At 55.4% G+C, this 12014-nt stretch carries 13 protein-coding genes and 2 pseudogenes; 13 read left to right on the top strand and 2 right to left on the bottom strand.

What is annotated here, in order from left to right; genetic code table 11:
• Positions 1-182: 182 nt before the first annotated feature.
• On the bottom strand, positions 183-443 hold the full coding sequence (locus R7Q46_RS13585; protein ID WP_169573164.1) for a mobilization protein: 261 nt from the start codon (positions 441-443) through the stop codon (positions 183-185).
• A gap of 182 nt (positions 444-625) precedes the next feature.
• On the opposite strand from R7Q46_RS13585, the pseudogene R7Q46_RS13580 reads away from it, so the two are divergent.
• From R7Q46_RS13580 to R7Q46_RS13520, 13 genes and pseudogenes are all read left to right on the top strand, one after another.
• Positions 626-1267, top strand: a pseudogene (locus R7Q46_RS13580) (MobA/MobL family protein); the annotation flags it as partial.
• Positions 1268-1373: 106 nt separating this feature from the next.
• The gene (locus R7Q46_RS13575) at positions 1374-1784 is read left to right on the top strand and encodes an IncQ-type mobilization protein MobB (protein ID WP_011117300.1); all 411 of its coding nucleotides are present in this window, start codon (positions 1374-1376) and stop codon (positions 1782-1784) included.
• Positions 1715-2737 carry a DNA-primase RepB domain-containing protein gene (locus R7Q46_RS13570; protein ID WP_318057402.1) on the top strand — a complete coding sequence of 341 codons (1023 nt, stop codon included), beginning with the start codon at positions 1715-1717 and terminating at the stop codon, positions 2735-2737. Before R7Q46_RS13575 ends, R7Q46_RS13570 begins: the two co-directional genes overlap by 70 nt.
• Before the next feature lie 145 nt (positions 2738-2882).
• Positions 2883-3446, top strand: coding sequence for an AacA4 family aminoglycoside N(6')-acetyltransferase (locus tag R7Q46_RS13565; protein WP_112928758.1), 564 nt, complete (start codon positions 2883-2885; stop codon positions 3444-3446).
• 83 nt (positions 3447-3529) lie between these two features.
• A complete protein-coding gene (locus R7Q46_RS13560; RefSeq protein WP_000706731.1) occupies positions 3530-4429 on the top strand; it encodes an inhibitor-resistant extended-spectrum class A beta-lactamase VEB-1 in 900 nt (299 codons plus the stop codon).
• Positions 4430-4573: 144 nt separating this feature from the next.
• The gene (aadB, locus tag R7Q46_RS13555) at positions 4574-5107 is read left to right on the top strand and encodes an aminoglycoside nucleotidyltransferase ANT(2'')-Ia (protein WP_000381802.1); all 534 of its coding nucleotides are present in this window, start codon (positions 4574-4576) and stop codon (positions 5105-5107) included.
• An 84-nt stretch (positions 5108-5191) separates the two neighbouring features.
• Positions 5192-5644: an NAD(+)--rifampin ADP-ribosyltransferase Arr-2 gene (locus R7Q46_RS13550; RefSeq protein WP_000237816.1), complete on the top strand. Its 453-nt coding sequence runs from the start codon at positions 5192-5194 to the stop codon at positions 5642-5644.
• A 302-nt stretch (positions 5645-5946) separates the two neighbouring features.
• A complete protein-coding gene (locus tag R7Q46_RS13545; RefSeq protein ID WP_012300772.1) occupies positions 5947-7206 on the top strand; it encodes a chloramphenicol efflux MFS transporter CmlA5 in 1260 nt (419 codons plus the stop codon).
• Positions 7207-7470: 264 nt separating this feature from the next.
• Positions 7471-8271: an oxacillin-hydrolyzing class D beta-lactamase OXA-10 gene (locus tag R7Q46_RS13540; RefSeq protein WP_000846390.1), complete on the top strand. Its 801-nt coding sequence runs from the start codon at positions 7471-7473 to the stop codon at positions 8269-8271.
• A 16-nt stretch (positions 8272-8287) separates the two neighbouring features.
• Positions 8288-9126 (top strand): annotated as a pseudogene (aadA1, locus tag R7Q46_RS13535) (ANT(3'')-Ia family aminoglycoside nucleotidyltransferase AadA1).
• A 116-nt stretch (positions 9127-9242) separates the two neighbouring features.
• Positions 9243-9590 (top strand): quaternary ammonium compound efflux SMR transporter QacE delta 1, encoded by a 348-nt coding sequence (locus R7Q46_RS13530; RefSeq protein ID WP_000679427.1) that lies wholly within the window; start codon positions 9243-9245, stop codon positions 9588-9590.
• Positions 9584-10423, top strand: a complete 840-nt coding sequence (gene sul1, locus R7Q46_RS13525; RefSeq protein ID WP_276441666.1) for a sulfonamide-resistant dihydropteroate synthase Sul1 — start codon at positions 9584-9586, stop codon at positions 10421-10423. The genes R7Q46_RS13530 and sul1 overlap by 7 nt, the downstream gene beginning before the upstream one ends.
• Before the next feature lie 127 nt (positions 10424-10550).
• Positions 10551-11051, top strand: a complete 501-nt coding sequence (locus R7Q46_RS13520) for a GNAT family N-acetyltransferase (RefSeq protein ID WP_000376623.1) — start codon at positions 10551-10553, stop codon at positions 11049-11051.
• Here the strand turns inward: R7Q46_RS13520 and R7Q46_RS13515 are convergent.
• On the bottom strand, positions 11020-12012 hold the full coding sequence (locus R7Q46_RS13515; RefSeq protein ID WP_001381192.1) for a TniB family NTP-binding protein: 993 nt from the start codon (positions 12010-12012) through the stop codon (positions 11020-11022). The genes R7Q46_RS13520 and R7Q46_RS13515 overlap by 32 nt on opposite strands.
• Positions 12013-12014 lie beyond the last annotated feature (2 nt).

The raw sequence follows: 12014 nt of genomic DNA, 5'->3' as shown, positions 1-12014 counted from the left end.
GGGGCGCGTGTGAAGCCCCGCAGGGGCCATGCTGGCCACCTTGCGCTTGGCTATCTCCGCCTTGATGGTCGCGCCCGCCTCTCGCATCTCTTGCTGCAGGGCTTCGATCTCGGCAGGTGTCAGCCGGTAGAAGCTCACCCTTGCCCCTCTTGCGGCTCCGGCTGGCCATGCTCCTGTGGCTGCTATTCCTGCTTGGGTGGCAGTCCGAACAGCGCCCGGTCATGGTCGCGCTCTAGGTAGCTGTCCAGCCCATCGAGCAAGCGCTGTTCTGGCCACTCGCCGCTTTCGACTTTGCCGAGTATCCACGCGCCTACCAGCACCTTGCGCCGGGTGTCCTCCTTGCGCTTTTGCTGCTGCTCCCGTGCCCTGACCCGCTGGATCTTGGCGTTGATCCGTGCCCGTTGCTCTTCCAGCTTGGCGAGCCGTTCCGCTGCTTTTGCCATGTTGACATTCCCCTTGGTTATGTGCTTGCCATCATGCTATCATCGGAGCACAGACACCGCAAACCCCGACCGTCATTCTAACGGGAGGGCGCACTTACCGGTTTCTCTTCGAGAAACTGCCCTGCGGGCACCCCTTTGGGGCTGTGCGCTCTCCGAGGGCCATTGCATGGAGCTAAACCCCTATGGCCATCTATCACCTTACGGCCAAGACCGGCAGCCGGAACGGCGGCCAGTCGGCCAAGGCGAAAGCCGATTACATCCAGCGGGAGGGCCGTTACTCCCGCGACCGTGACGAGGTGCTGCACACTCAGTCCGGCCACCTGCCCGAGTGGGCCGAGCGCCCCGCCGACTACTGGGATGCTGCCGACCTGTATGAACGCGCCAATGGGCGGCTGTTCAAAGAGGTTGAGTTTGCCCTGCCGGTCGAACTGACCCTAGATCAGCAGCGGGAGCTGGTGGACGAATTCGCCCGGCATCTGACCGAGGGCGAGCGCCTGCCGTATACGCTGGCCATTCATGCCGGTAAAGGTGAGAACCCCCATTGCCACTTGATGATCTCTGAGCGGAAGAACGACGGTATCGAGCGCCCGGCTGACCAGTGGTTCAAGCGGTACAACGCCAAACAGCCAGAGCGGGGCGGGGCGCAGAAGTCCGAGAGCCTGAAGCCCAAGGCATGGCTTGAGCAGACCCGCGAGGCATGGGCCGACCATGCCAACCGGGCATTAGAGCGGGCTGGTCACGACGCCCGCATTGACCATAGAACACTTGAGGCGCAGGGCATCGAGCGCCTGCCGGGCATCCATCTTGGCCCCAACGTGGTGGAGATGGAGGGCCGGGGCATCCGCACCGAGCGGGCCGACACCGCCCTAGCCATCGACACGGCCAACGGCCAGATCATCGACTTACAAGAATACCGGGAGGTTATCGAGCATGAGCGCGATAGACAGAGTGAAGAAGTCCAGAGGCATCAACGAGTTAGCGGAGCAGATCGAACCGCTGGCCCAGAGCATGGCGACACTGGCCGACGAGGCCCGGCAGGTCATGAGCCAGACTCAGCAGGCCAGCGAGGCGCAGGCAGCGGAGTGGCTGAAAGCCCAACGCCAGACAGGGGCGGCATGGGTGGAGCTGGCCAAGGAGTTGCGGGAGGTAGCCGCCGAGGTGAGCAGCGCCGCGCAGAGCGCCCGGAGCGCCGCCCGTGGCTGGACATGGAAGTTGTGGGCCGGGGTCTTGATCGCTTCCGTGACGCCTATTCTGGCGCTGCTGATCGCATCATGGCTTTGGCTGGAGCCGCAAATCATCGAACAACAGGGGGGTATATGGCTGGTTTTCAAGCTCAAGTAAAGGGTGACCGCACCGCGCAAGCCATCGCCCGGCAGCTCAAGGCCATGGGCTGCGACCGGTACGACATCGGCATACGGGATGCCGCCAGCGGCAAGATGATGAACCGGGAATGGTCAGCCGCCGAAGTGCTCCAGAACACGCCATGGCTCAAGCGGATGAATGCCCAGGGCAATGACGTGTATATCAGGCCCGCCGAGCAGGAGCGGCATGGTTTGGTGCTGGTGGACGATCTCAGTGAGTTCGACTTGGATGACATGAAAGCCGAGGGCCGGGAGCCGGCGCTGATCGTGGAGACCAGCCCCAAGAACTATCAGGCATGGGTAAAAGTGGCTCAGGACGCCCCAGCAGGTCACAGGGGCGTAATCGCCCGGAAGCTGGCCCGCGAGTACGACGCCGACCCGGCCAGCGCCGACAGCCGCCACTATGGTCGCTTGGCGGGCTTCACCAACCGCAAGGACAAGCACACCACCCGCACCGGTTATCAGCCGTGGGTGCTGCTGCGTGAATCCAAGGGCAAGACCGCCACCGCAGGGCCGGAGCTGATGCAGCAGGCCGGGCAGGTGCTGGACAGCATTAAGCGCCAACAGGAACGGACGGCACGACTGGCCGAGATCACCGCCCCGCGGAGTGTGCGCCGGTATCGCCGCAGCGCCGTGGACGACTACCGCAGCGAAATGGCCGGGTTGGTCAAACGCTTCGGTGACGACCTCAGCAAGTGCGACTTCATTGCGGCTATGAAGCTGGCCAGCAAGGGCCGGGAGCCGGACGAGATCGCCAAGGCCATGGCCGAGGCCAGCCCCGCGATCATGGAGCGCAAGGCAGGCCATGAGGCCGATTACATCAAGCGCACGGTACAGAAAGTGATGGAGCTGCCGCAGGTGCAGGAGGCCCGCGCCGAGCTGGCGAAGCAGACCCAGAAGCAGCGCAGTCGGGGGCCAGATTTAAGTATGTAATGCTTGCGTTAGCGCTAACTGGTGGTATACTGTTAGCTCTAATGGAGGGTTTGAGATGAAAGACCAACACGACAAGCGTACCGGCAACCTGCTGGCCACCCCTAACGCTATACGACAGGCCCGCTTTGCCGAACAGCAGCGAGCCATGGGCCGCAAGGCCGCGAGCACCCCCCCCATAACTCTTCGCCTCATGACCGAGCGCGACCTGCCGATGCTCCATGATTGGCTCAACCGGCCGCACATCGTTGAGTGGTGGGGTGGTGACGAAGAGCGACCGACTCTTGATGAAGTGCTGGAACACTACCTGCCCAGAGCGATGGCGGAAGAGTCCGTAACACCGTACATCGCAATGCTGGGCGAGGAACCGATCGGCTATGCTCAGTCGTACGTCGCGCTCGGAAGCGGTGATGGCTGGTGGGAAGATGAAACTGATCCAGGAGTGCGAGGAATAGACCAGTCTCTGGCTGACCCGACACAGTTGAACAAAGGCCTAGGAACAAGGCTTGTCCGCGCTCTCGTTGAACTACTGTTCTCGGACCCCACCGTGACGAAGATTCAGACCGACCCGACTCCGAACAACCATCGAGCCATACGCTGCTATGAGAAGGCAGGATTCGTGCGGGAGAAGATCATCACCACGCCTGACGGGCCGGCGGTTTACATGGTTCAAACACGACAAGCCTTCGAGAGAAAGCGCGGTGTTGCCTAACAACTCATTCAAGCCGACGCCGCTTCGCGGCGCGGCTTAATTCAGGTGTTAGCGGTAATTTAACCAGATAGGAGTACAGACATATGAAAATCGTAAAAAGGATATTATTAGTATTGTTAAGTTTATTTTTTACAATTGTGTATTCAAATGCTCAAACTGACAACTTAACTTTGAAAATTGAGAATGTTTTAAAGGCAAAAAATGCCAGAATAGGAGTAGCAATATTCAACAGCAATGAGAAGGATACTTTGAAGATTAATAACGACTTCCATTTCCCGATGCAAAGCGTTATGAAATTTCCGATTGCTTTAGCCGTTTTGTCTGAGATAGATAAAGGGAATCTTTCTTTTGAACAAAAAATAGAGATTACCCCTCAAGACCTTTTGCCTAAAACGTGGAGTCCGATTAAAGAGGAATTCCCTAATGGAACAACTTTGACGATTGAACAAATACTAAATTATACAGTATCAGAGAGCGACAATATTGGTTGTGATATTTTGCTAAAATTAATCGGAGGAACTGATTCTGTTCAAAAATTCTTGAATGCTAATCATTTCACTGATATTTCAATCAAAGCAAACGAAGAACAAATGCACAAGGATTGGAATACCCAATATCAAAATTGGGCAACCCCAACAGCGATGAACAAACTGTTAATAGATACTTATAATAATAAGAACCAATTACTTTCTAAAAAAAGTTATGATTTTATTTGGAAAATTATGAGAGAAACAACAACAGGAAGTAACCGATTAAAAGGACAATTACCAAAGAATACAATTGTTGCTCATAAAACAGGGACTTCCGGAATAAATAATGGAATTGCAGCAGCCACTAATGATGTTGGGGTAATTACTTTACCGAATGGACAATTAATTTTTATAAGCGTATTTGTTGCAGAGTCCAAAGAAACTTCGGAAATTAATGAAAAGATTATTTCAGACATTGCAAAAATAACGTGGAATTACTATTTGAATAAATAAAAAACTACCGCTAACACTGGCTCATAGGCAATGGCGGGTTGAAGTGCAATTTGCAAAGTCGGTAGCCCGCCCGAGCGTTTTCTCGGTTTGACAGGAAAGGCTCACGCAAACCGCCACTGCCCATAGCCCAAACCGTTAGGCCGCATGGACACAACGCAGGTCACATTGATACACAAAATTCTAGCTGCGGCAGATGAGCGAAATCTGCCGCTCTGGATCGGTGGGGGCTGGGCGATCGATGCACGGCTAGGGCGTGTAACACGCAAGCACGATGATATTGATCTGACGTTTCCCGGCGAGAGGCGCGGCGAGCTCGAGGCAATAGTTGAAATGCTCGGCGGGCGCGTCATGGAGGAGTTGGACTATGGATTCTTAGCGGAGATCGGGGATGAGTTACTTGACTGCGAACCTGCTTGGTGGGCAGACGAAGCGTATGAAATCGCGGAGGCTCCGCAGGGCTCGTGCCCAGAGGCGGCTGAGGGCGTCATCGCCGGGCGGCCAGTCCGTTGTAACAGCTGGGAGGCGATCATCTGGGATTACTTTTACTATGCCGATGAAGTACCACCAGTGGACTGGCCTACAAAGCACATAGAGTCCTACAGGCTCGCATGCACCTCACTCGGGGCGGAAAAGGTTGAGGTCTTGCGTGCCGCTTTCAGGTCGCGATATGCGGCCTAACAATTCGTCCAAGCCGACGCCGCTTCGCGGCGCGGCTTAACTCAGGTGTTATGCAGCCAAATCCCAACAATTAAGGGTCTTAAAATGGTAAAAGATTGGATTCCCATCTCTCATGATAATTACAAGCAGGTGCAAGGACCGTTCTATCATGGAACCAAAGCCAATTTGGCGATTGGTGACTTGCTAACCACAGGGTTCATCTCTCATTTCGAGGACGGTCGTATTCTTAAGCACATCTACTTTTCAGCCTTGATGGAGCCAGCAGTTTGGGGAGCTGAACTTGCTATGTCACTGTCTGGCCTCGAGGGTCGCGGCTACATATACATAGTTGAGCCAACAGGACCGTTCGAAGACGATCCGAATCTTACGAACAAAAAATTTCCCGGTAATCCAACACAGTCCTATAGAACCTGCGAACCCTTGAGAATTGTTGGCGTTGTTGAAGACTGGGAGGGGCATCCTGTTGAATTAATAAGGGGAATGTTGGATTCGTTAGAGGACTTAAAGCGCCGTGGTTTACACGTCATTGAAGACTAGTCCTTTGCATAACAAAGCCATCAAACCGGACGCCAGAGATTCCGCGCCTGTTGCGCATGGCTTCGCCATTTTATGCGCAATAGGCGCGCCACCCTGTCGCCCGCACAATAAGGCTCCTCGCAGAGTTGCTTGAAAGTTGTTACGATTCAAATTCAATCATGAGATAGTCAGCAGATGAGCACTTCCAAGAACGCAGACAAGTAAGCCGCAGCAACCTTCATTTTTCGGTTGTTGCGGCGTTCTCATGAATCCTTTTGCTCTACGGGAGCGCCGCCAAATCCTTTGTTCAAGGAGATGGTTTCGTGCGCTCAAAAAACTTTAGTTGGCGGTACTCCCTTGCCGCCACGGTGTTGTTGTTATCACCGTTCGATTTATTGGCATCACTCGGCATGGACATGTACTTGCCAGCAGTGCCGTTTATGCCAAACGCGCTTGGTACGACAGCGAGCACAATTCAGCTTACGCTGACAACGTACTTGGTCATGATTGGTGCCGGTCAGCTCTTGTTTGGACCGCTATCGGACCGACTGGGGCGCCGCCCCGTTCTACTGGGAGGTGGCCTCGCCTACGTTGTGGCGTCAATGGGCCTCGCTCTTACGTCATCGGCTGAAGTCTTTCTGGGGCTTCGGATTCTTCAGGCTTGTGGTGCCTCGGCGTGCCTTGTTTCCACATTTGCAACAGTACGTGACATTTACGCAGGTCGCGAGGAAAGTAATGTCATTTACGGCATACTCGGATCCATGCTGGCCATGGTCCCGGCGGTAGGCCCATTGCTCGGAGCGCTCGTCGACATGTGGCTTGGGTGGCGGGCTATCTTTGCGTTTCTAGGTTTGGGCATGATCGCTGCATCTGCAGCAGCGTGGCGATTCTGGCCTGAAACCCGGGTGCAACGAGTTGCGGGCTTGCAATGGTCGCAGCTGCTACTCCCCGTTAAGTGCCTGAACTTCTGGTTGTACACGTTGTGTTACGCCGCTGGAATGGGTAGCTTCTTCGTCTTTTTCTCCATTGCGCCCGGACTAATGATGGGCAGGCAAGGTGTGTCTCAGCTTGGCTTCAGCCTGCTGTTCGCCACAGTGGCAATTGCCATGGTGTTTACGGCTCGTTTTATGGGGCGTGTGATACCCAAGTGGGGCAGCCCAAGTGTCTTGCGAATGGGAATGGGATGCCTGATAGCTGGAGCAGTATTGCTTGCCATCACCGAAATATGGGCTTCGCAGTCCGTGTTAGGCTTTATTGCTCCAATGTGGCTAGTGGGTATTGGTGTCGCCACAGCGGTATCTGTGTCGCCCAATGGCGCTCTTCGAGGATTCGACCATGTTGCTGGAACGGTCACGGCAGTCTACTTCTGCTTGGGCGGTGTACTGCTAGGAAGCATCGGAACGTTGATCATTTCGCTGTTGCCGCGCAACACGGCTTGGCCGGTTGTCGTGTACTGTTTGACCCTTGCAACAGTCGTGCTCGGTCTGTCTTGTGTTTCCCGAGTGAAGGGCTCTCGCGGCCAGGGGGAGCATGATGTGGTCGCGCTACAAAGTGCGGAAAGTACATCAAATCCCAATCGTTGAGAGAATGTGGCAAGCTATCGCCCAACAAATCGCTGCAGCCGACCCAAAACCGCTACGCGGTTTCGGTCGGCTGAGCTCAGGCGTTAGGCCTCGCCGAAGCGAAAGATCGCTACTTGAAGTGTTGACGCCTTTGTTTTAAAGTTTCGCGTCTATCTTTCTGATTTTGTTAAAAAATCAGACTTTGATTAATCATGTTAGACGTCAGAGGTATTTTGACTTAAACGCCTCTGAGGTCGAATTAACGTTAGCCACCAAGAAGGTGCCATGAAAACATTTGCCGCATATGTAATTATCGCGTGTCTTTCGAGTACGGCATTAGCTGGTTCAATTACAGAAAATACGTCTTGGAACAAAGAGTTCTCTGCCGAAGCCGTCAATGGTGTCTTCGTGCTTTGTAAAAGTAGCAGTAAATCCTGCGCTACCAATGACTTAGCTCGTGCATCAAAGGAATATCTTCCAGCATCAACATTTAAGATCCCCAACGCAATTATCGGCCTAGAAACTGGTGTCATAAAGAATGAGCATCAGGTTTTCAAATGGGACGGAAAGCCAAGAGCCATGAAGCAATGGGAAAGAGACTTGACCTTAAGAGGGGCAATACAAGTTTCAGCTGTTCCCGTATTTCAACAAATCGCCAGAGAAGTTGGCGAAGTAAGAATGCAGAAATACCTTAAAAAATTTTCCTATGGCAACCAGAATATCAGTGGTGGCATTGACAAATTCTGGTTGGAAGGCCAGCTTAGAATTTCCGCAGTTAATCAAGTGGAGTTTCTAGAGTCTCTATATTTAAATAAATTGTCAGCATCTAAAGAAAACCAGCTAATAGTAAAAGAGGCTTTGGTAACGGAGGCGGCACCTGAATATCTAGTGCATTCAAAAACTGGTTTTTCTGGTGTGGGAACTGAGTCAAATCCTGGTGTCGCATGGTGGGTTGGGTGGGTTGAGAAGGAGACAGAGGTTTACTTTTTCGCCTTTAACATGGATATAGACAACGAAAGTAAGTTGCCGCTAAGAAAATCCATTCCCACCAAAATCATGGAAAGTGAGGGCATCATTGGTGGCTAAAACAAAGTTAAACATCATGAGGGAAGTGGTGATCGCCGAAGTATCGACTCAACTATCAGAGGTAGTTGGCGTCATCGAGCGCCATCTCGAACCGACGTTGCTGGCCGTACATTTGTACGGCTCCGCAGTGGATGGCGGCCTGAAGCCACACAGTGATATTGATTTGCTGGTTACGGTGACCGTAAGGCTTGATGAAACAACGCGGCGAGCTTTGATCAACGACCTTTTGGAAACTTCGGCTTCCCCTGGAGAGAGCGAGATTCTCCGCGCTGTAGAAGTCACCATTGTTGTGCACGACGACATCATTCCGTGGCGTTATCCAGCTAAGCGCGAACTGCAATTTGGAGAATGGCAGCGCAATGACATTCTTGCAGGTATCTTCGAGCCAGCCACGATCGACATTGATCTGGCTATCTTGCTGACAAAAGCAAGAGAACATAGCGTTGCCTTGGTAGGTCCAGCGGCGGAGGAACTCTTTGATCCGGTTCCTGAACAGGATCTATTTGAGGCGCTAAATGAAACCTTAACGCTATGGAACTCGCCGCCCGACTGGGCTGGCGATGAGCGAAATGTAGTGCTTACGTTGTCCCGCATTTGGTACAGCGCAGTAACCGGCAAAATCGCGCCGAAGGATGTCGCTGCCGACTGGGCAATGGAGCGCCTGCCGGCCCAGTATCAGCCCGTCATACTTGAAGCTAGACAGGCTTATCTTGGACAAGAAGAAGATCGCTTGGCCTCCCGCGCAGATCAGTTGGAAGAATTTGTTCACTACGTGAAAGGCGAGATCACCAAGGTAGTCGGCAAATAATGTCTAACAATTCGTTCAAGCCGACGCCGCTTCGCGGCGCAGCTTAATTCAGGCGTTAGATGCACTAAGCACATAATTGCTCACAGCCAAACTATCAGGTCAAGTCTGCTTTTATTATTTTTAAGCGTGCATAATAAGCCCTACACAAATTGGGAGATATATCATGAAAGGCTGGCTTTTTCTTGTTATCGCAATAGTTGGCGAAGTAATCGCAACATCCGCATTAAAATCTAGCGAGGGCTTTACTAAGCTTGCCCCTTCCGCCGTTGTCATAATCGGTTATGGCATCGCATTTTATTTTCTTTCTCTGGTTCTGAAATCCATCCCTGTCGGTGTTGCTTATGCAGTCTGGTCGGGACTCGGCGTCGTCATAATTACAGCCATTGCCTGGTTGCTTCATGGGCAAAAGCTTGATGCGTGGGGCTTTGTAGGTATGGGGCTCATAATTGCTGCCTTTTTGCTCGCCCGATCCCCATCGTGGAAGTCGCTGCGGAGGCCGACGCCATGGTGACGGTGTTCGGCATTCTGAATCTCACCGAGGACTCCTTCTTCGATGAGAGCCGGCGGCTAGACCCCGCCGGCGCTGTCACCGCGGCGATCGAAATGCTGCGAGTCGGATCAGACGTCGTGGATGTCGGACCGGCCGCCAGCCATCCGGACGCGAGGCCTGTATCGCCGGCCGATGAGATCAGACGTATTGCGCCGCTCTTAGACGCCCTGTCCGATCAGATGCACCGTGTTTCAATCGACAGCTTCCAACCGGAAACCCAGCGCTATGCGCTCAAGCGCGGCGTGAGCTACCTGAACGATATCCAAGGATTTCCTGACCCTGCGCTCTATCCCGATATTGCTGAGGCGGACTGCAGGCTGGTGGTTATGCACTCAGCGCAGCGGGATGGCATCGCCACCCGCACCGGTCACCTTCGACCCGAAGACGCGCTCGACGAGATTGTGCGGTTCTTCGAGGCGCGGGTTTCCGCCTTGCGACGGAGCGGGGTCGCTGCCGACCGGCTCATCCTCGATCCGGGGATGGGATTTTTCTTGAGCCCCGCACCGGAAACATCGCTGCACGTGCTGTCGAACCTTCAAAAGCTGAAGTCGGCGTTGGGGCTTCCGCTATTGGTCTCGGTGTCGCGGAAATCCTTCTTGGGCGCCACCGTTGGCCTTCCTGTAAAGGATCTGGGTCCAGCGAGCCTTGCGGCGGAACTTCACGCGATCGGCAATGGCGCTGACTACGTCCGCACCCACGCGCCTGGAGATCTGCGAAGCGCAATCACCTTCTCGGAAACCCTCGCGAAATTTCGCAGTCGCGACGCCAGAGACCGAGGGTTAGATCATGCCTAGCATTCACCTTCCGGCCGCCCGCTAGCGGACCCTGGTCAGGTTCCGCGAAGGTGGGCGCAGACATGCTGGGCTCGTCAGGATCAAACTGCACTATGAGGCGGCGGTTCATACCGCGCCAGGGGAGCGAATGGACAGCGAGGAGCCTCCGAACGTTCGGGTCGCCTGCTCGGGTGATATCGACGAGGTTGTGCGGCTGATGCACGACGCTGCGGCGTGGATGTCCGCCAAGGGAACGCCCGCCTGGGACGTCGCGCGGATCGACCGGACATTCGCGGAGACCTTCGTCCTGAGATCCGAGCTCCTAGTCGCGAGTTGCAGCGACGGCATCGTCGGCTGTTGCACCTTGTCGGCCGAGGATCCCGAGTTCTGGCCCGACGCCCTCAAGGGGGAGGCCGCATATCTGCACAAGCTCGCGGTGCGACGGACACATGCGGGCCGGGGTGTCAGCTCCGCGCTGATCGAGGCTTGCCGCCATGCCGCGCGAACGCAGGGGTGCGCCAAGCTGCGGCTCGACTGCCACCCGAACCTGCGTGGCCTATACGAGCGGCTCGGATTCACCCACGTCGACACTTTCAATCCCGGCTGGGATCCAACCTTCATCGCAGAACGCCTAGAACTCGAAATCTAACGTCCGTTCGGGCATCGAGGTCCATGTCGGGGTGGGACGGGCCCGTGGCTTCAAGATCACTTGCAGTCCGACCGCGATGTCTTGGTTGCGCGAGAGGTTGTCGACAGGCCATGCTGAGTGTGCGATGGTTGATCGCTTCCTCGCCGCTCTCCACGGCGACGATGGCCGCCGCCATCAGCAAGTGCGCCAGTTCCCCTATGGTGCCCTCGCTGCGTGTGAGCAGGTAGCGAGCCATGTCCAGCGTGGCAATTGGGGAAGGCCGGCGCAGCGGGAGCGAAGCGGCGAAGCTGGCCAGCAGTGAGCAGCAATCGTCGTTGGCCTCCCATACCGGCAGCATCATCGGCTCGAAGCGATTTTCCAACTGGTCATCGGAGCGGATGGCTAGGTAGGCGTCGCGCGTGCCTACCCCAACCAACGGGATGCGCAGTTCGTTGCCGAGGAAGCGCAGCAGGTTGAGGAATTCCCGGCGGTTGACGCTGTTGCCGGCCAGCACGTTGTGCAGCTCGTCGATCACCAGCATGCGCACGCCGACCTTGCGCAGCAGTGCCAGAGCCAGTTGCTCCATTTCCGGCAACCGTGGGCGTGGGCGCAGCGGCGCGCCCATCGCGGCGAGCAGCGCGACGTAGAAGCGGATCACGGACGGCTCGGACGGCATCTGCACGACCAACACCGGGATGTGCTCCTGGTCGGCGTCGGAGCTGGCCGGGTGGGTGCGGCGGAACTTCTCGACGATCATCGACTTGCCATTGTTGGTCGGGCCAACCAGCAGCAGGTTGGGCATGCGTTGCTTGTTTGGCCACGCATAAAGGGCTTCCAGCCGGTTCAGCGCCTCGACTGCGCGCGGATAGCCGATCCAGCGGTCGGCGCGAAGGCGCTGGATGCGCTCGTCCGCCGGAAGACGGGCCAAGCCCTGGGCCGCCGGCAGCAGGTGGGACAGGTCGATGATGGGATATTCGTCCACGG

Source organism: Vibrio sp. 811 (assembly GCF_033339195.1).
Note: the sequence above shows the minus strand (reverse complement) of the source record. Positions and strands in the feature narration are given on the sequence as shown.

What these genes read in the sequence shown, in the direction of transcription:
- R7Q46_RS13565 (WP_112928758.1), top strand. Translation starts at nt 2,883, where the DNA reads ATGGGCCGCAAGGCCGCGAGCACCCCCCCCATAACTCTTCGCCTCATG.
- R7Q46_RS13560 (WP_000706731.1), top strand. Translation starts at nt 3,530, where the DNA reads ATGAAAATCGTAAAAAGGATATTATTAGTATTGTTAAGTTTATTTTTT.
- R7Q46_RS13550 (WP_000237816.1), top strand. Translation starts at nt 5,192, where the DNA reads ATGGTAAAAGATTGGATTCCCATCTCTCATGATAATTACAAGCAGGTG.
- R7Q46_RS13575 (WP_011117300.1), top strand. Translation starts at nt 1,374, where the DNA reads ATGAGCGCGATAGACAGAGTGAAGAAGTCCAGAGGCATCAACGAGTTA.
- R7Q46_RS13520 (WP_000376623.1), top strand. Translation starts at nt 10,551, where the DNA reads ATGGACAGCGAGGAGCCTCCGAACGTTCGGGTCGCCTGCTCGGGTGAT.
- aadB (WP_000381802.1), top strand. Translation starts at nt 4,574, where the DNA reads ATGGACACAACGCAGGTCACATTGATACACAAAATTCTAGCTGCGGCA.
- R7Q46_RS13585 (WP_169573164.1), bottom strand. Translation starts at nt 443, where the DNA reads ATGGCAAAAGCAGCGGAACGGCTCGCCAAGCTGGAAGAGCAACGGGCA.
- R7Q46_RS13570 (WP_318057402.1), top strand. Translation starts at nt 1,715, where the DNA reads ATGGCTTTGGCTGGAGCCGCAAATCATCGAACAACAGGGGGGTATATG.
- R7Q46_RS13540 (WP_000846390.1), top strand. Translation starts at nt 7,471, where the DNA reads ATGAAAACATTTGCCGCATATGTAATTATCGCGTGTCTTTCGAGTACG.
- R7Q46_RS13530 (WP_000679427.1), top strand. Translation starts at nt 9,243, where the DNA reads ATGAAAGGCTGGCTTTTTCTTGTTATCGCAATAGTTGGCGAAGTAATC.
- sul1 (WP_276441666.1), top strand. Translation starts at nt 9,584, where the DNA reads ATGGTGACGGTGTTCGGCATTCTGAATCTCACCGAGGACTCCTTCTTC.